Source organism: Ancylobacter dichloromethanicus (assembly GCF_018390645.1).
Classification (GTDB): domain Bacteria; phylum Pseudomonadota; class Alphaproteobacteria; order Rhizobiales; family Xanthobacteraceae; genus Ancylobacter; species Ancylobacter dichloromethanicus.
The window spans coordinates 193591-210592 of the sequence record NZ_JAHBGC010000017.1 but is presented as its reverse complement, the minus strand read 5'-3'; the positions used below and the strand labels follow the sequence as shown (position 1 = coordinate 210592).

The window sequence follows — 17002 nt, the reverse complement described above, 5'->3', positions numbered from 1 at the left end:
GGCCCGGCGGAATTGCGCCCAATATGGCCCGCCCTCGGCGATGCCGAGGACGTGGTTCAGGAAGCCCTGCTGGCCCGGCCGACGATTCACCCGCCGTCTATATCGGGAGCCTGATGGGCAGGCTGAAACCGCAAGGCGGACCTAGACATCGAAGGCGAGTTGCCAACGTGAATATGCCCGCGTCGGCTTTTGAGGTTCCCGATTATCAGGATGCTTCCGGCGTCGCTCGAAGATGCCGGGAGCAGGAGGGAACATGGCCAATTCACCAGGGTAGCGTCTGATCAAAGCGATCGACAAAGCGCAGTCCGGGCTTGCCGTGGTTCTTTTCCAGCACATCGGCGACCTGCGGAATACATTCCTCGACGGTGAAGGTGGCGTCGGAACCGCCCATGTCGGTCTGGATCCAGCCCGGCGCCACAAAGAGCTTGGCCCGGCGGTCATTCGGCCGATGCGCCGTGTAGCACTTCATCAGCATGTTGAGCGCGGCCTTGCTGGACGCGTACAGGTCCCAGAAGCCTTCATTCTGGGTGATGCTGGCGAGTTCCGACGTCATCGCCGCAATCGTGCCGTCCGTCGCGACGATATCCTCGAAAATTTCGATAAATCGTACGGGGCTGAATGCATTGACCAGCATCATGTCCAGGAAGTCCTGGACCGGAGCCGTGACCGGGGTTTCGGTGATGGATTTGGCGATACCGGCATTGACGAACAGCATGTCGATGGTGCGTCCGCCGAGACGCCGGCGCAGGGCGCGGACACTGGCTTCGTCGGCGATGTCGGCGGTTTCCTCTTCCAGGCTGCCGGGAAAGCGGGATTTGAGTTCGTCGAGTGTGGACGAGGCGCCGCGGACGGTGGCGATGACGTGCCAGTCGCGTGCGCAGAACTGCTCGACGAGAGCGAGGCCGAGTCCGCGCGAGGCCCCGACGATGAGAATGGTCGGCTTGTTGGCCATGGTCGCCTCCATTTGCGAGGGTTTGAATGCGCCGATACTGCGGCGGCCCGACGGGGGGAGTTTCGCTCCCTCGAAGCATCCGGTCGGGGGTAGTGTGGCATTCGCTCTTGGGTGAGTAGAGCGCGTTTATGTCACCTATTAAATGACTTCAGATCACCAATCATATCCGGCGGCAGCACGCTCATGCGCGGGTCGGGATGTGGTCGGGCCTCGCGGCGCGCGTGGTCCGGGCGCTCACTCATCGCGGCGCCAAGTCTCGTGTCTGACGAGGGGTTGTTGCCGGCTGAAGGGTCGATAATGCCGGGCTTACGCGGTCGGCCGCAGCGGAAGAAGCCATTTGGCCAGGGGGATCAGCAGTATGGCCACGGCCGAACCGCAAACGCCGGCCCAGCCCCAATGGCTCCACGCTGCGGAGCCGGTGGCGGCACCGAACCCGCCTCCGGCGAAATAGGCCGTCTGGATGCGGCTTTGAGCTCCCGGCGCGAGATTGAGGATCCGGCTCTGATTGCTGACATGGGCGAGCTGTGTGCCGAGGTCCATCGCCAGCACACCGACGCCGATCCACACCAGGCTCGCCCGGCCCAGCCAGAACATGCCGAAGGAGGCGATGGTGAAGATGATCATGGCGCCGGCGACGCGGCGCGCCAGACCCCGGTCGGCCAGGCGTCCCACGATGGGGCTCGCCAGGGCCGCCGCCACGCTGAGAATTCCAAAGAGCCCGACCGCCGTCGCGCCGAGTTCGAACGGCGGAGCCACCATCAAATGAATGAGGTTTGACCAGAAGATCATGAAGGCCGCGAACAGCGTGAAGCCGAACAGGCAAGCCTCTTGCAGAACGGGCTGTTCCCGAACGAGGGTGAGGACCGAGCCCAGCAGATCGCGATAGCGACCCTGATGGGTCGGGGGCGTCGTGGGGAGGGCAACGGCGAGGGCGGCGGTGAGGATCAGCATTAAAGCGGTTGCCAGCCAGAACATGGCCCGCCACCCGAAGGCGTCGCCGACAAAGCCTGCAAGGGTTCTCGAAAGCAGCACCCCGGCGAAGATTCCGCTGAGCATGACACCGATGACGCGGCCGCGGTCCTCCGGCGTCGAGAGAGTGGCGGCAAGCGGTATCAGAAGCTGCGGCGTCATGTTCGAGACGCCGAGCAGGAGACTGAAGCCGAGCAGGACCGGAAGTGTCGGGTTGAGCGCCGTGCCGAGCGCCATGGCCGCCGTCAGCAGGGTGAACAGCAGCGCGAGGCGGCGACGAGGCAGCATGTCGCCGAGCGGAACGAGCAGCAGCATGCCGATCGCATAACCGACCTGGGTCAGTGTCGGCACCAGGCCGATCAGTTCCTCGCTCGCGGGCAGAGTGCGTGCCATCTGCTCCAGGAGCGGCTGGTTGTAATAGAGATTGGCGATCCCCGCGCCTGACGCGACGGACATCACCGTCAGGACCGGGAGCGGAAGCGCGGGCGCGTCGGCTGTGCGCGGGCGCGCGGTGGACAAGGACACGCGGTCGGCATGGGGGTCTCCCCTATCGATGAAGAGGGCCGCCGGCAGCCGGCGAGACGCGCCGTCGGCTGCCGGGAGACGTTCACTTTGCGATGTCGAGCACCACCATCTGGGCGAAGTCTTTCAACCCGTCGATGGTCAGTTCCGTGCCGATGCCGGACTGTTTGGCCGGCGAGAGCGGGATGTGCGGCGCCAGTCGCAAATGCTGGTTGATCCAGATGTTCCCGGCCTCAAGCCGCGCCGCGACGCGGGCGGCGCGCGCGGCGTCGCTCGACCAGACCGAGCCACCGAGCCCGTAGGGCGAGGCATTGGCGCGCGCCAGGGCCTCGTCCTCGTCGCGGACCTTGACGACCGGCAGCACCGGCCCGAACTGTTCCTCGGTCACAAGGGGCGAACTGTCGTCGATGTCGCGCACGACCGTCGGACGAATGAAGTAGCCCGGGCGATCGGGTATCTCGCCGCCGGCGATGATCGTGCCGTCGCGACGCGCGATGTCGAGGTAGCGCTTCACCGTCTCATATTGGGTCTGGTTCTGGAGCGGGCCGAACTGGGCCGCCTCGTCAAGGCCGTCGCCGACGATGGCGGCGTCGGCAAGCCGCGCCAGCTCGGTGCAGAGCGCGTCGTAGACCGCCTCTTGAGCATAGACGCGCTTGATCGCGTAGCAGACCTGGCCCGTATTGGCGAAGCTGGTCGCGAAGATAGCCGGCGCGATGGCCGTCACATCGGCGTCGTCGAGAATGATGGCTGCGTCGTTGCCGCCGAGTTCGAGCGTGACCCGCTTGAGATCGCCGATGGCCGCCGCCGCGACACGCTTGCCGGTTTCGGTCGATCCGGTAAACGCGATCCTGGCGATGTCGGGATGCTCGCTCAGCGGGCCGCCAAGGCCACCATTGTCGCACAGCACGTTGACCACGCCGGCAGGAACGACATCGGCGATGACTTCGCCGAGCAGGACGGCGGAAAGCGGCGTGCTGGATGCCGGCTTGATCACCATCGTGTTGCCGGCGAGCAGCGCCGGGGGCAGCTTGTTACCGATGAGGCCGAGCGGGAAGTTCCATGGCACAATGGCCGCGACCACACCGAAGGGGCGGAAATGAGCCTCGACGCGATTGGTGGCGCTGTCTTCGATGATCTCGACACCGAGTTCCATTGTGCAGAAGGTGCGGATGGTGGCGACGAGCAGGCCGATTTCGGCGCGGGAATCGCGCAGCGGCTTGCCTTGCTCGAGGGTCAGCACGCGGGCGAGGTCCTCGGCCCGTTCCTCGATGCGATCGGCCACTTTTTCGAGAACGCGACGGCGCTCGGCATAGGGATTGGCGGCCCAGCCAGGCTGCGCGGCCTTGGCGGAGGCAACCGCCTCGTCGAGCTGACCGCGTGAGGCCACCGGCCGGTCGGCGAACGGCGTTCCGGTCGCGGGATTGATGACCGGTGCGGTCCCCGTGCCGGGAACCAGCCGGCCATTGATCAGCAGCCTGAATGCATGATGCATGGGTATTCTCCTCGGATCTGGGGTGTGTTCGTCCTGCCTGCGTCGGCAACGGAGGGGCTGAAGCCTTGGATGGAAGGTCAGCCGACCCGCGCGTCGGCGCGGTGCTGGGTCGCAGGCGTGCCCGTGGTGCCGAGCAGTTCGCTGGCGATGCGTTCGGCGACCATCAGAGTCGGAAGGTTGGTGTTGGTGGTTGGAACGTTCGGCATGATGGAGGCGTCGGCGACCATCAGGCCCTCGACGCCGATGACCCGGCCGTGTCGGTCGACGACGGCATCGGGGTCGTTCTCGCGCCCCATCCGGCAGGTACAGCTCGGATGCCAGAGGCTGACAACGGCGCCGGCGACATAGTCGCTCATGGCCTGATCATCGGCCATCAGCGATGCGAGCGCGGGCCCCTCATTGATCACGTGGTTCATCAACAGGGTCCGGACCGTGATGCCGGTGTCGAGCAATGACGCGGCGATGTTGGTCAGGACTGTGGTTCGCAGGTTCGGGACAGAGATGCTGGCGACACGCTCGGTGAAGGCGGAGGGAAAGGGATTGTCGATCAACTTCGCCAGGGCGCCGTGCATCAGCGCTTCGGCGCTCGCCCGGAAGGCGTCGATCATGCGCCTGCGGTCGCGTGGGTCGTCGAGGAAGTTGAAGCAGACATCAGGCTCGGCCGAGAATGGTCAGATTGGGGCGGCTACGGACTTTCCTGGTCAGATAGCTGCGGGCGCTTGACCAGCGTTGGCTGCCGTCATTGGTGAACGGCACCGCCGAATAGCCGTCGCCGAAGTCGCCGTTCATGTCAGCGAGATAGGCGTGTCCCTGAGCGTGCCAGACCGCCCCGATGGCTTGAGTGAACGGATCCCAGCGATTGAGCGGAACGCGACGAATCTGCACCGGACCATCCTGGCCGTGCAGAGGCCCGGAAAAATCCACATCGTGCTCGAGCTTGCGGAAGAACGGGAGCACCGCTTCCCAGTTCCAGCCCTCGGCCCCGGCGTCCTGCCAGCCGTCGAAGTCGCGCGGCAGGCCTCGGAGGGCGATCTGCGCATTGATGCTCGAACCACCGCCCATGACGCGGGCCTGATGGAAAAAGCCGGGAGCGCGGCCGGCCGGGGGGATGTGGGCACCATTGCCACGCTGCGCGCGGAGACCCTCCCAGAAGTAGTTCATATTGGCCATGGCGCGGCCAGGATAGGTGGCGAGAATGTCCTCCGGGATGAGGTCGGGCGGCGTATCCTGCCCCGCTTCGATCAGGACGACCCGGTTCTCAGGACGTTCGGAAAGCCGGCTGGCAAGAACGCATCCCGCACTGCCGCCGCCGACGATTACAAAACTTGCTTTTGTACGCGCGATTTCCATTGATGCGGTCTCCCTCTCGTTTCCTGGCCAGCCACGTCGATCGGCTGCCTGCGAGGACGGAGAGGAATATGCGCTGGGCTTATTCGTGATTTGAGCGTATTTTTGTCAGTGCACTCGTGATCAGAAATCATCCAAATAGATGCGGCATTCCGAGTATGGGTGGGAGGGTGCGGCGATGCCTCCTGAAGGCTGATGAAGGCTGACGGGCAGCGAGGATCAGGATGACGTTTGACGGAAGGTTGCTGGCCGGCGTGAGCGTTCTTGCCGCCGTCGTGGAGGCCGGCAGCTTTGCGAGAGCCGCCGAACTGCTGGGCCTGTCGCCTTCGGGCGTCAGCCGCGCGGTCGCCCGCCTGGAGAACCGCGTCGGCGTGAGGTTGCTTGACCGCACCACGCGGTCACTTCGGCTGACCGCGGAGGGCGCACGCTTCTATGGGGAGGTGCTGCCGCATCTGGAGGGCATAGAAGACGCGGCCAGTGTGGCGTCCGGATCGGCCAGCCAGGTTCGCGGGCGGCTGCGGATCAACGTCGATCCATTCTTCTCGTGCCTTGTGCTTGCGCCGCACCTGCCGGCCCTCTGCAAGAAATATCCTGACCTCAGGATCGAGATCTACACGCGCGATTCGATCGGTGATCTCGTCTCTGACGGTATCGACCTCGCGGTCCGATTCGGGCCGCAACCGCTGTCATCCATGGTCGCGCGGTTGCTGCTCGAAACCCGGATACTGACGGTCGCTTCCCCAGCCTATCTTGAGCAGTATGGGCGCCCGCAACGGCCAGAGGATCTCGCCGGCCACGCCTGCCTGCAGTTTCGCGACCCCCAGACGGGCCACCCTTTCGAGTGGCAGTTCCAGCGCGGAAGAACCGTGCTTCCCGTCGCGACATCCGGACCAGTGCTACTGACCGACGTCAATACCATGCTGACGATGTGCCTGGCCGGAGCCGGCATCGCGCAGGTGATGGCGCTTGGCGTGCGAGGTCATCTTGATGCCGGGCGGCTCGTAGACCTGTTTCCAGACTGGCCGGGAGAGGTGTTTCCGCTCTACGCGGTTCATCCATCGAGACGGAACCCGGCCGCCAAGGTCCGCGCATTCCTAGACTTCTGCCTGGAGATGACGCGCATCGCAGCGCAAACAACCTAGAATAGATTCGGATTGTAAATCCTGGAAGTTGACCCGCATTCTCAGGCTCGCGCATGGCGAGCGCCCTGTCGAGGGCGTCGAGCACGACCGCCAGGAACAGGAAGCCGACGAGCGTGGGCACGAAGGTGATGTCGGCGACCCACAGTTCGTTCGGCTTCTCGACGAAGAAGTTCCTCCGGACCAGATCGTGCGCCGGCCGATGATCAGGATCGCGCTTCGTCGTCGTGACGCTCCTGCGCCGGCTGGCGCCGACAAGCCCGGCGGCGCTTATCAGGCGAGCCGCGCGCCTCTTGCCGATCGCCACGCCCTCGGCCTTGAGCTTGGCTGACTGCGCGGTGCACCATAGGTCTTGCGCGCGGCGCCATGGTCGGAAAGACGGCCTGGTGCGTGCTCATGAGCTGGAAAACCCGTTCGGATTCGCCTTGCTCTCGCGGGCGCACCAGGCCGCCGCCTTTGACAGGATGTCGCGCTCCTGGCGCAGCCGATGGTTCTCACGGCGAAGCGCAGTAGCTCTTCGCGCTCGGCCGCCGCCGCCTCTCATCGCTTGAGGCGGGCGGCATGCCAGGCGATGTGGTCGGTCATGAAGGTGGAAATGAAGAAATAGGAATGGTCGTAGCCCTCGCGCAGGTTCAGCGTGAGGGGGATGCCGGCGGCTTCGCAGGCCCGTTCCAGCAGTTCCGGGCGCAGCCCGGTGGCGAGGAACGGGTCGGCCGACCCCTGGTCGACCAGGAATTCGGGGAAGCGTTTTCCATCCTCGATCAGCGCCACGGCGTCATAGGCCCGCCAGGCCCGCTCGTCCGCGCCGAGATATTTTTCCAGCGCCGGCCGCGACCAGTCCGCCGTCGAGGGCTGGACGATCGGGGCGAAGGCCGAGCAGCTCTTGAACCGGTCCGGGTGCTTCAGCGCGAAGGTGAGCGCACCGTGCCCGCCCATGGAATGGCCGAAAATGCCCTGCCGGCTCATATCGGCCGGAAACGCCGCCGCCACCAGCGCCGTGAGTTCTTCCATGATGTAGGCGTACATCCGGTAATGGGTGGCATAGGGCGCCTGGGTGGCGTCGAGATAGAACCCCGCGCCCGAGCCGAACTGCCAGTTGTCGGGCTCGTCCGGCACCTCGGCGCCGCGCGGGCTGGTGTCGGGCGCCACGATGATGACGCCCTGGGCGCTCGCGGCGGCGCGGTATTCGCCCTTGTCCATCACATTGGCATGGGTGCAGGTGAGGCCCGACAGATACCACAGAACCGGCACCGGGCCGTCGGCGGCCTGCGGCGGCACGAACACGGCGAAGGTCATCGGCGTGCCAGTGACCTTCGATTCATGCCGGTAGACGCCCTGCACGCCGCCATGCGACTTCGCCTGCGAGACCGTTTCCATCGCCGCACCCATCAGTAGATCACCACGGAGCGGATCGACTTGCCCTCGTGCATCAGATCGAAGGCGGTGTTGATCTCGTCGAGCGGCATGGTGTGGGTGATCAGGTCGTCAATGTTGATCTTGCCCTCCATGTACCAGTCGACGATCTTCGGCACGTCGGTGCGCCCGCGCGCGCCGCCGAAGGCGGAGCCGCGCCAGTTGCGCCCGGTGACCAACTGGAACGGGCGGGTGGCGATTTCCGCCCCGGCCGGCGCCACGCCGATGACGATGGAGGTGCCCCAGCCGCGGTGGCAGGCCTCCAGCGCCTGGCGCATCACGTTCACATTGCCGGTGCAGTCGAAGGTGAAGTCGGCGCCGCCATCGGTGAGGTCCTGGATCGCCCCCACCACCTTGTCATTGCCGACCTCCTTCGGATTGATGAAGTCGGTCATGCCGAACTTGCGGGCCATCTCGACCTTGGCCGGGTTGATGTCGACGCCGATGATCCTGTCGGCGCCGACCATGCGGGCGCCCTGGATCACGTTGAGGCCGATGCCGCCAAGGCCGAACACCACGACATTGGCGCCCGGCCACACCTTGGCGGTGTAGACCACCGCGCCGATGCCGGTGGTGACGCCGCAGCCGATGTAGCAGATCTTGTCGAAGGGGGCGTCCTCGCGCACCTTGGCCAGCGCGATCTCCGGCAGCACGGTGAAGTTGGAGAAGGTCGAGCAGCCCATGTAATGGAAGATCTCGCCGCTGCGGCCGCCCACCGCCTCGCAGGAGAAGCGCGTGGTGCGGTCGGGCATCAGGCCCTGGCCCTGGGTGGCGCGGATCGAGGTGCACAGGTTCGAGCGCTGCGACAGGCAGGTTTTGCACTGCCGGCATTCCGGCGTGTAGAGCGGGATGACGTGGTCGCCGACCTTCAGCGAGGTGACGCCGGCGCCGACCTCGCGCACGATGCCCGCGCCCTCATGGCCGAGAATGGCCGGGAACTTGCCCTCGGAATCCAGCCCGTCCAGCGTGTAGGCGTCGGTATGGCACACGCCCGTCGCCATGATCTCGACCAGCACCTCGCCGGGCCTGGGGCCGCCGATCTCGATGGTCTCGATGGTCAGCGGCTTCTTGGCTTCCCAGGCGACGGCGGCACGCGATTTCATCGGATGTTCCCTCTTCAGGTCGATTATGGCTATTTCAGATAGGTGCGCAGGATCTTCATGATCGCGTCGAGTTCGTCGGTGTCGGGCCGGGAGCCGACCTCCGCCATCCTCTGCCCGAAGCTCTCGCGCAGATGGATGTCGAGCACCTCGGCCATCAGCCCGCCGGCGGCGCCGCGAAGCGCGGAAATCTGCTGCAGCAGCGCGCCGCATTCCGCCTCGGCCTCGATCGCCCGCTCCAGCGCCTCGGCCTGGCCCTTGATGCGGCGCAGCCGCGTCAGGACACGCTTCTTGTCAGCAGGCGAATGGGGCATCGCAACACCACGGCGCCACGCTTCCGCACGCGGCTGAGCCGCTTGAATATACTGGAGGGAGTATAGGCGCAAGGGCCTGGCGGGCGGCGTCCATCTTCCGTTCAGTCTGCGGCCCGCCGTTTCACTAGTTCGTGACACTCCAGCGTTGCGTTCGTTTTGAAAGCGATGGCCATCCGCCGATGTCCATCTACGCGGAGGGCTTGCTGACGAGTGACCATCATGCTGCAGATACTCGACCCTCAATCCAGCACCACGCCTTACGACCATCAGGCCGCGCGCCGTGCCGCTCCCCTGGCCCGTGCCGGCCTTCTCTCGCTCGCTACCGCCGTGCCGGAGCATCGCCTGCCGCAGCCGGAGGTGGCGGCGGCGATGCATCACGTCTTCGCCGACATCTTCGCGCGCTCCGAGACCATGGCCGGCATCTTCGCCTCGACCGGAATCCGCCAGCGCTACATGGCGCGGCCGCTCGACTGGTATCTCCAGCCGCGCGACTGGACGGAGCGCACGGCCGTTTATCAGGAGGTCGGCGGCGACCTGTTCGTCGACGTGGCGAGCCGCGCGCTCGACGCCGCCGGCTGCACCGCGCGGGAGGTCGACGCCGTCGTCTTCGTCTCTTCCAGCGGCATCGCCACCCCCAGCCTTGATGCCATGGTGCACCGGCGCATGGGCTTGCGTCCGGATATCGAGCGCGTGCCGGTGTTCGGCCTCGGCTGTGCCGGCGGCGTGACCGGGCTTGCCATCGCCGCCCGGATCGCCCAAGCCCAGCCCGGCGCCACCGTGCTGATGGTGACGGTGGAACTCTCCTCGCTGGCCTTCCGCCTCGACCGGCCGGACAAAGCCAACCTGATCTCCTCGGCGCTGTTCGGGGATGGGGCGGCGGCCATCGTGCTGCGGGCCGGCGAGCCAGGCGTCGCTGTCATCGAGGGCGCCGGCGAGCACCTGTGGCCCGACACGCTCGGCATCATGGGCTGGAGCATCGACCCGGTCGGCTTCGGCGTCATATTGGTGCCGGACGTGCCGGCCTTCGCCGCCGCCAATCTCCGCCCGGCGGTGGAGGGCATTCTCGCCCGCATGGGCCTGAAGACCGAGGACATCGGCCGCTTCGTCTGCCATCCCGGCGGGGCCAAGGTGGTTACCGCCATCGAGCGCTCCTTCGAGCTCGAACAGGGTTCGCTCGACCATGAGCGCGGCGTGCTCGCCGACTATGGCAACATGTCCGCCCCGACCGCGCTGTTCATCCTCGACCGGGTGATTCATGACGGGTTGCCCGAGCGCGCGACGCTGGTGGCGATGGGGCCGGGCTTCACCGCCACCTGCGTCTCCCTCGCCCGTGCCGCCTGAGGGGGCCGGGCGATGGCAGCGGTCCTCATCCTCGCCTTCGTCACGCTGCAGCGGCTCGGCGAACTGGTGCTGGCGCGCCGCAACACCGCCCGGCTGCTGGCCGCCGGCGCGGTGGAGCGGGCGCCGGGCCACTACCGCTACATGGTGGCGCTGCACGCCGGCTGGCTGGCCGGGCTGTGGGTGCTCGCGCCCGGCCGCCCGGTGAACCTCGTCCTGCTCGCCGCCTATGCGCTGCTGCAACTGCTGCGTGTCTGGGTGCTGGCGACGCTCGGCCCGCGCTGGACGACGCGCATCCTCGTCCTGCCCGGCGCGCCGCTGGTGCACCGGGGGCCCTATCGCTTTCTCTCCCATCCCAACTATGCCGTGGTGGTGGGCGAGATCGCGCTGCTGCCGCTGATGTTCGGCCTCGCCTGGTACGCGGTGCTGTTCTCGGTGCTGAACGCGGCCGTGCTCACGGTTCGGATACGGGCGGAGAATACGGCGCTGGGTCTTGCCCGATGAGCGCATCGGTGGCGACGGAAGAGGAGAGGGTCGGCGCCGCCACCTGGATCGGTTTCGCCGCGATGTGCCTCGGCATGTTCATGGCGGTGCTGGACATTCAGGTGGTGGCGACATCGCTGCCGGCGATCAGCGGCGCGCTCGCCATTCCCGCCGACCGGATGAGCTGGGTGCAGACCGCCTACCTCATCGCCGAGGTCATCGCCATCGCGCTCACCGGCGCGCTGACGCGGGCGCTCGGCATGCGGCGGCTGTTCGCCCTAGCGGTCGGCGCCTTCACCCTTGCCTCCATCGCCTGCGCCCTCAGCGGCGGCTTCGCCAGCCTGATCGCCGCCCGCGTGGCGCAGGGCCTTACCGGCGGCATGCTCATCCCGCTGGTGTTCTCCTCCATCTTCATCCTGTTTCCCTATCGGGTGCAGGGGCTGGCGACGACGCTCGCCGGCATGCTGGCGGTGCTGGCGCCGGTGGTCGGCCCGGTGGTCGGCGGCTGGATCACCCAGCGCACCTCCTGGCACTGGCTGTTCCTGATCAATGTCGCGCCCGGCATCGTCGCCTGCGTGCTCGGGCTGGTCATGCTGGCGCGGGAGGAGGCGAAGCCGGCGCTGCTGCGGGCGCTCGATCTCACCGGCCTCGTTCTCATCGCCGGGGCGCTGGCCGCGCTGGAGATCGGGCTGAAGGAGGCGCCGCAGCGCGGCTGGCTGTCGGCGCCCGTCATCGGGCTTCTCGGCGCCAGCGTCGGGGGCGCCCTTGTTTTCCTGCGTCGCTCCACCACGGCGTCGGCCTCGCCGCTCCTGCGGCTGGGCGCCTTCCGCATGCCGGGCTTTGCGCTCGGCTGCGGCTTGAGCTTCCTGTTCGGCGCCGGGCTGTACGGCTCGGTCTATCTCATGCCGGTCTTCCTGGCACTGGTGCGCCACAAGCCGCCGCTCGCCATCGGGCTCGTCATGCTGGTGACCGGCCTCACGCAATTCGTCACGTCCCCGCTTGCCGTGCTGCTGGAGCGGGGCCTGCCGGCCAGGGCACTCACCGTCGGCGGCTTCGTGCTGTTCGGTACCGGGCTGGCGCTCAGCACCATGGCCACCATCGACACCGATTTCGACGGCATGTTCTGGCCGCAGGTCGTGCGCGGGGTGGCGATCATGCTGTGCCTGCTGCCGCCGACCCGGCTGGCGCTCGGCAACCTGCCCGCACCGGAGGTGCCGGATGCGAGCGCGATGTTCAACCTCATGCGCAATCTCGGCGGCGCCATCGGCATCGCCGCCTGCGACACGGTGATCTTCGGCCGCGCGCCGGTCCTTGCCGGCGCGCTCAAGCAGCGCCTGCTCGCCGGCGACGCCGGCGCCGCGGCGATCATCGGCCTGCCGCCGGGAGCGCTCGACGGGCCGGTGATGCTGCCGGTCGATCCGGCGATAGAGGCGATGGTGCGGCCGCTCGTCGAGGCGGCGGCGCTCACGCAGGCGATCAACGAGGCATGGGCGCTGCTCGCTGCTTTCGCCGGCATCGCCGCGCTGCTCGCCCTCTGGATGCCGCGCGGACGCCAGCCGTGAAGCCGCGATCTCGTGCCGGTTGCGTGATGGCCCGTCCGTATTTCTCGCCGACCGGCCGGGATCAGCCGACGCTTCCAGCTCTCGGCTGGCGGATCGTCGACATAGCCACTGCGGCCCGGTCCTGCTATTGCGCGCGGGTTCAGCAGGAGGAAGCATCATGACGCTGCGGGTCTATCTGTCGGGTGAAATCCACACCGATTGGCGTGAGCAGATCACTGCCGGTGCGGCCGATCTCGATGTCCGCTTTGACGGCCCGGTGACGGATCACGAGGCGAGCGACGATTGCGGCGTGGCCATTCTCGGGGCGGAGGAGAACAAGTTCTGGCATGACCGCAAGGGCGCCCAGCTTAACGCCATCCGCACCCGCCGCGGGATCGGCCAGGCCGACGTGGTGGTGGTGCGCTTCGGCGAGAAATACCGGCAATGGAACGCTGCCTTCGATGCCGGCATGGCCGCGGCATTGGGCAAGTCGCTCATCGTGCTGCACGGGCCCGAGCACCAGCATGCCCTGAAGGAGGTCGACGCCGCGGCTCTCGCTGTCGCCGAGCACCCCGAGCAGGTGGTTCAGCTGCTGCGTTATGTCTTGACCGGGACGTTGCCGTGATGCGGCCGGCACCCATCCCCACGCGCGCGCCAGATGGCGACACCACCCGGCCGCTGGCCCGAATGCAGGCCCCGGCAGCGGCTACGCGCCGTCGCAACGGACAGGCCGGCCGATGACCCCGGAGGAATTCCAGCAGGCGCTGGCAAAGCTCGGCTACACCCCGGCGGGCATCGCGAAGCTCATTGGCGTCGACGTTCGGACCGCCCGCCGGTGGAGCACGGGGGCGAAACCTATCCCGGAGAGCGTGGCCGAGCAGCTCGATTCCATTGTGCGATCGGGTGTCGTCACCCCGGAACTGGCCGCCCAGATAAGGGCGGTCAGAAGCGGCGAGGTCCCCGAGCCGGAGACGTCGCGCTTCGTCTGGGTCCAGCGCAGGGACGACGACCCGCACTGGACGGTTGCCGAGCACGATCTGGTCGCGGACGTCTTCTACCTGCCGGGCCGACTGGAGCGGTTCACCGCCGACGCGCTGGTCATCGGCCCGGTTATCATTGCGCCGCCGGGCTGAGAGCCCGGAGGTGGGGCGACGGCTTGGCGCGTCAGGGCAGGCCGCAGACCGCGACGGCCGGCGGGCGGCGCACCATCAGCAGCACCAGCGCCAGGCCGGACGCGGCCGCCGCCGCACCCGCCAGGGCGACGGCGGGATAGCCCAGCCCGCCGGCGATCACCGCTCCGCCCAGCGCCGCGCCGATGGCGTTGCCGAGGTTGAAGGCGCCGATATTCACCGCCGAGGCGAGGTTCGGCGCGTCCGAGGCGGCGGCCATCACCCGCATCTGCAGCGGCGGCACCAGGGCGAAGCTCGCCACCCCCCACAGGAAGATCAGCCCGACGGTCGGCACTGCGAAGGGCATGGCCAGCGCGAAGGCGACCAGCAGTACCGCCAGCGAGGCCAGAGTGACGACCAGCGTGCGGTCGACCGACCGGTCGGCGAACCGGCCGCCCAGCCAGTTGCCGACGGTGAGGCCGACGCCGTAGGTCACGAGCATCGCCGTGACGAAACCGATCGACGCGCCGGTTTCCCGCTGCAGGATCGGCGCGATATAGGTGAACACGGTGAACATGGCGGTGGAGCTGATCACCGTGAGCGCAAGCGCCATCAGCACCGGGCCACGGCCGAGCACCTTCAGTTCCGACACCATGTCGCCTCCGGCGTCGGCCGCGACCTTCGGAAGCGTCAGGCGCAGCGACGCCATGGCGACGACGCCGAGCCCGGCAATGCCCCAGAAGGCGGCGCGCCAGCCGATCAGGTCGCCGGCCCAGGTCGCCAGCGGCACGCCGACGACATTGGCGATGGTCAGGCCCATGAACATCGACGCCACCGCCCCGGCGCGCCGGTTCTCCGGCACCAGGCCGGCGGCGACGATCGAGCCGACGCCGAAGAAGGCGCCATGGTTGAGCGAGGTGATCAGCCGTGCCGCCAGCAGCATCTCGTAGCTGGTGGACAGCGCCGCGATCAGGTTGCCGAGGGTGAAGATCGCCATCAGGCCGATCAGCAGGGTGCGGCGCGGCACCCGGCCGGTGGTGAGCGTCATCAGCGGCGCCCCCAGCATGACGCCCATGGCGTAGGCGCTGATCAGCAGGCCGGCGGTCGGGATGGAGACGCCGAGATCGTTGGCGATCACCGGCAGCAGGCCCATGGGGGCGAACTCGGTCACGCCGATGCCGAACGCGCCGGCGGCCAGCGCGAGAAGCGGAGGATTGATTTTCATGGCGAGGCTTCCTGTCAGACCAGCGGCGGGTTCAGGCGGGCGAACCCTTCCTGCTGGCGATAGGGGGTGTGGGGATAGGGCGGCAGGACATCGCTGGCGGCATCGAGCGCCGCCATCTGCTCGCGGGTCAGCGACCAGCCGATGGCGCCGAGGTTCTGGCGCAACTGCTCCTCGTTGCGGGCGCCGATGATGACGGAGGCGACGGTCGGGCGTTGCAGCAGCCAGTTGATCGCGATCTGCGGCAGCGTCTTTCCGGTTTCCCCGGCGATGGCGTCCAGCGCGTCGACGACGCGGTAGAGGTGCTCGTCCTCCACCGGCGGGGCGAAGGCGGCGGTCTCGTGCAGGCGGCTGCCCTCGGGAATCGGCGTGCCGCGGCGGATTCGGCCCGTCAGCCGGCCCCAGCCCAGCGGGCTCCACACCAGCGCGCCGACGCCCTGGTCCGCCCCGAGCGGCATCAGGTCGTTCTCATAGGCCCGGCCGACCAGCGAGTAATAGACCTGGTGGGCGACGAAGCGCGGGCGCCCGTCGCGCGCCGCGGCCGCCTGCGCCTTCATCAGCTGCCATCCCGGGTAGTTGGAGACGCCGGTGTAGCGGACCTTGCCCGATGTGATGAGGGTCTCCAGCGTGGCGAGCAGTTCCTCCACCGGCGTCGAGGCGTCGAAGGCGTGCAGTTGCAGGAGGTCGATGTAGTCGGTTCCGAGACGGCGCAGCGCCGCCTCGACCTGGCGGATCAGCCGGCTGCGCGACACCCCCCAGTCGCCCGGCCCGTCGCCGGTCGGCAGGCCGGTCTTGGTGGAGATCAGCACGGCGTCGCGGCGGCCCCTGATGGCCTCGCCCAGTACCCGCTCCGAGGCGCCGTCGGAATAGACATCCGCGGTGTCGAACAGGTTGACGCCCGCTTCCAGGCAGATGTCGACCAGACGGCGCGCTTCATCGGCGTCGCTCCGGCCCCATGCGCTGAACAGCGGCCCGCTGCCGGCGAACGTTCCGGCACCGAAACTGAGCGCGGGCACCCGCAACCCCGACGATCCCAACTGCCTATGTTCCAATGTGGCCTCCAAGAGTGAGATTAGGTTTCCCCGCAAAGATGGACGCCCCGTTCATGGCGGAGTAGGGCTGTTGCAGGCCAAGCATTTTTGAACTGGATGCAAAGATGGTGATGGAAGGGGCGGACCGCGCGCGGGAGCTGGAAGTGTTCTCGACCATTGCACGCACGGGCAGCTTTTCCGCCGCCGGCCGCGCGCTGGGCCTCACCCCCTCGGCGGTGAGCCGGACCATCGACCGCATCGAGGCGCGGCTGGGGGTGCGGCTGCTGATCCGCACCACCCGCGCCCTCACCCTGACGGCGGAGGGGCAGGCCTATCTCGGCGCCGCCCGCCGCATTCTGGCCGATCTCGACGAGGCGGAACGGGTCATAGCCGACCAGGGCGCCCCGCGCGGGCGGCTGCGGGTGAGCGCCGCCTTCTCGCATGGCCGTCTGTGCATCGTGCCCCTGCTGGGCGATTTCGCCCACCGCTACCCGCATATCCTCATCGATATCAGCCTGACCGACACCGTCGTCGACGTGGCGGCGGGGCAGGCGGATGTGGCGATCAGGTTCGGGCCGTTGGCGGACAGCGCGTTGACGGCGCGGCGTCTCGGCGAGACCGGGCGCAGCGTGGTCGCCTCGCCCGCCTATCTCCAGCGGCACGGCACGCCGCGCGTGCCGGAGGACCTGCTCCAGCATAATTGCCTGAACTTCAATTTCCGCCGTGCCGAGCCGGTATGGCCGTTCCGTCGCGAGGGGCGCGACTACGCGCTGGCCGTGACCGGGACCATCGAGGCCAATAGTGGCGAGACGCTGGGACAGCTTGCGGCGGACGGGGTCGGAATCGCCCGCGTCGGCAATTTCGGCGTCGTCGACGAGCTTGCGAGCGGCCGCCTCGTGCCCCTCCTCGAAGACTTCAATCCGGGCGATGTCGAGCCGATCCATGCCGTCTTCGTCGGCGGCGCCAACATGCCCGCGCGGGTGCGCGTCTTCGTCGACTATCTGGCCGAACGCCTGCGCTGAGAGCGACC

17 protein-coding genes are annotated in these 17002 nt (G+C 67.7%); 7 read left to right on the top strand and 10 right to left on the bottom strand.

The window, feature by feature from the left end:
- Positions 1–262: 262 nt before the first annotated feature.
- From KHC23_RS08510 to KHC23_RS08490, 5 genes are all read right to left on the bottom strand, one after another.
- A complete protein-coding gene (locus KHC23_RS08510; protein ID WP_213371430.1) occupies positions 263–952 on the bottom strand; it encodes an SDR family NAD(P)-dependent oxidoreductase in 690 nt (229 codons plus the stop codon).
- Positions 953–1258: 306 nt separating this feature from the next.
- Positions 1259–2440: an MFS transporter gene (locus tag KHC23_RS08505; RefSeq protein WP_213371428.1), complete on the bottom strand. Its 1182-nt coding sequence runs from the start codon at positions 2438–2440 to the stop codon at positions 1259–1261.
- Positions 2441–2528: 88 nt separating this feature from the next.
- Positions 2529–3935, bottom strand: a complete 1407-nt coding sequence (locus KHC23_RS08500; RefSeq protein ID WP_213371426.1) for an aldehyde dehydrogenase family protein — start codon at positions 3933–3935, stop codon at positions 2529–2531.
- Between the two features lie 77 nt (positions 3936–4012).
- A complete protein-coding gene (locus tag KHC23_RS08495) occupies positions 4013–4543 on the bottom strand; it encodes a GMC oxidoreductase (RefSeq protein ID WP_246544438.1) in 531 nt (176 codons plus the stop codon).
- Between the two features lie 43 nt (positions 4544–4586).
- Positions 4587–5285 (bottom strand): GMC family oxidoreductase N-terminal domain-containing protein, encoded by a 699-nt coding sequence (locus tag KHC23_RS08490; RefSeq protein ID WP_213371424.1) that lies wholly within the window; start codon positions 5283–5285, stop codon positions 4587–4589.
- A gap of 221 nt (positions 5286–5506) precedes the next feature.
- Between KHC23_RS08490 and KHC23_RS08485 the strand changes: the two genes are divergently transcribed.
- Positions 5507–6424, top strand: a complete 918-nt coding sequence (locus tag KHC23_RS08485) for a LysR family transcriptional regulator (RefSeq protein WP_213371421.1) — start codon at positions 5507–5509, stop codon at positions 6422–6424.
- A gap of 537 nt (positions 6425–6961) precedes the next feature.
- On the opposite strand, the gene fghA is transcribed toward KHC23_RS08485, so the two are convergent.
- Genes fghA through KHC23_RS08470 form a run of 3 tightly spaced genes read right to left on the bottom strand, consistent with a single transcriptional unit; the run spans position 6962 to position 9248 of the window.
- The gene (gene fghA, locus KHC23_RS08480; RefSeq protein WP_213371483.1) at positions 6962–7798 is read right to left on the bottom strand and encodes an S-formylglutathione hydrolase; all 837 of its coding nucleotides are present in this window, start codon (positions 7796–7798) and stop codon (positions 6962–6964) included.
- An 11-nt stretch (positions 7799–7809) separates the two neighbouring features.
- On the bottom strand, positions 7810–8937 hold the full coding sequence (locus KHC23_RS08475; protein ID WP_213371419.1) for an S-(hydroxymethyl)glutathione dehydrogenase/class III alcohol dehydrogenase: 1128 nt from the start codon (positions 8935–8937) through the stop codon (positions 7810–7812).
- Between the two features lie 29 nt (positions 8938–8966).
- Entirely contained in the window at positions 8967–9248 is a 282-nt protein-coding gene (locus KHC23_RS08470; RefSeq protein ID WP_213371417.1) for a metal/formaldehyde-sensitive transcriptional repressor, read from the bottom strand.
- A gap of 219 nt (positions 9249–9467) precedes the next feature.
- Here KHC23_RS08470 and KHC23_RS08465 point away from each other — a divergent pair, with 219 nt between their 5' ends.
- The 5 genes from KHC23_RS08465 to KHC23_RS08445 all read left to right on the top strand — a co-directional run bounded on the left by KHC23_RS08465 (position 9468) and on the right by KHC23_RS08445 (position 13743).
- Positions 9468–10589 carry a type III polyketide synthase gene (locus tag KHC23_RS08465; RefSeq protein ID WP_213371415.1) on the top strand — a complete coding sequence of 374 codons (1122 nt, stop codon included), beginning with the start codon at positions 9468–9470 and terminating at the stop codon, positions 10587–10589.
- 12 nt (positions 10590–10601) lie between these two features.
- Positions 10602–11090 carry an isoprenylcysteine carboxyl methyltransferase family protein gene (locus KHC23_RS08460; protein ID WP_213371413.1) on the top strand — a complete coding sequence of 163 codons (489 nt, stop codon included), beginning with the start codon at positions 10602–10604 and terminating at the stop codon, positions 11088–11090.
- Positions 11087–12631 carry a DHA2 family efflux MFS transporter permease subunit gene (locus tag KHC23_RS08455; protein WP_213371410.1) on the top strand — a complete coding sequence of 515 codons (1545 nt, stop codon included), beginning with the start codon at positions 11087–11089 and terminating at the stop codon, positions 12629–12631. Before KHC23_RS08460 ends, KHC23_RS08455 begins: the two co-directional genes overlap by 4 nt.
- Before the next feature lie 157 nt (positions 12632–12788).
- Entirely contained in the window at positions 12789–13235 is a 447-nt protein-coding gene (locus KHC23_RS08450; protein WP_213371408.1) for a YtoQ family protein, read from the top strand.
- Between the two features lie 112 nt (positions 13236–13347).
- Positions 13348–13743: a helix-turn-helix domain-containing protein gene (locus KHC23_RS08445; protein WP_213371406.1), complete on the top strand. Its 396-nt coding sequence runs from the start codon at positions 13348–13350 to the stop codon at positions 13741–13743.
- A 31-nt stretch (positions 13744–13774) separates the two neighbouring features.
- On the opposite strand, the gene KHC23_RS08440 is transcribed toward KHC23_RS08445, so the two are convergent.
- Together KHC23_RS08440 and KHC23_RS08435 are read right to left on the bottom strand one after the other, a co-directional pair.
- On the bottom strand, positions 13775–14944 hold the full coding sequence (locus KHC23_RS08440; RefSeq protein ID WP_213371404.1) for an MFS transporter: 1170 nt from the start codon (positions 14942–14944) through the stop codon (positions 13775–13777).
- Between the two features lie 14 nt (positions 14945–14958).
- The gene (locus KHC23_RS08435; RefSeq protein ID WP_213371402.1) at positions 14959–15993 is read right to left on the bottom strand and encodes an aldo/keto reductase; all 1035 of its coding nucleotides are present in this window, start codon (positions 15991–15993) and stop codon (positions 14959–14961) included.
- Positions 15994–16097: 104 nt separating this feature from the next.
- Here KHC23_RS08435 and KHC23_RS08430 point away from each other — a divergent pair, with 104 nt between their 5' ends.
- Entirely contained in the window at positions 16098–16994 is an 897-nt protein-coding gene (locus tag KHC23_RS08430) for a LysR family transcriptional regulator (RefSeq protein ID WP_213371400.1), read from the top strand.
- The last annotated feature ends 8 nt before the right edge of the window (positions 16995–17002 follow it).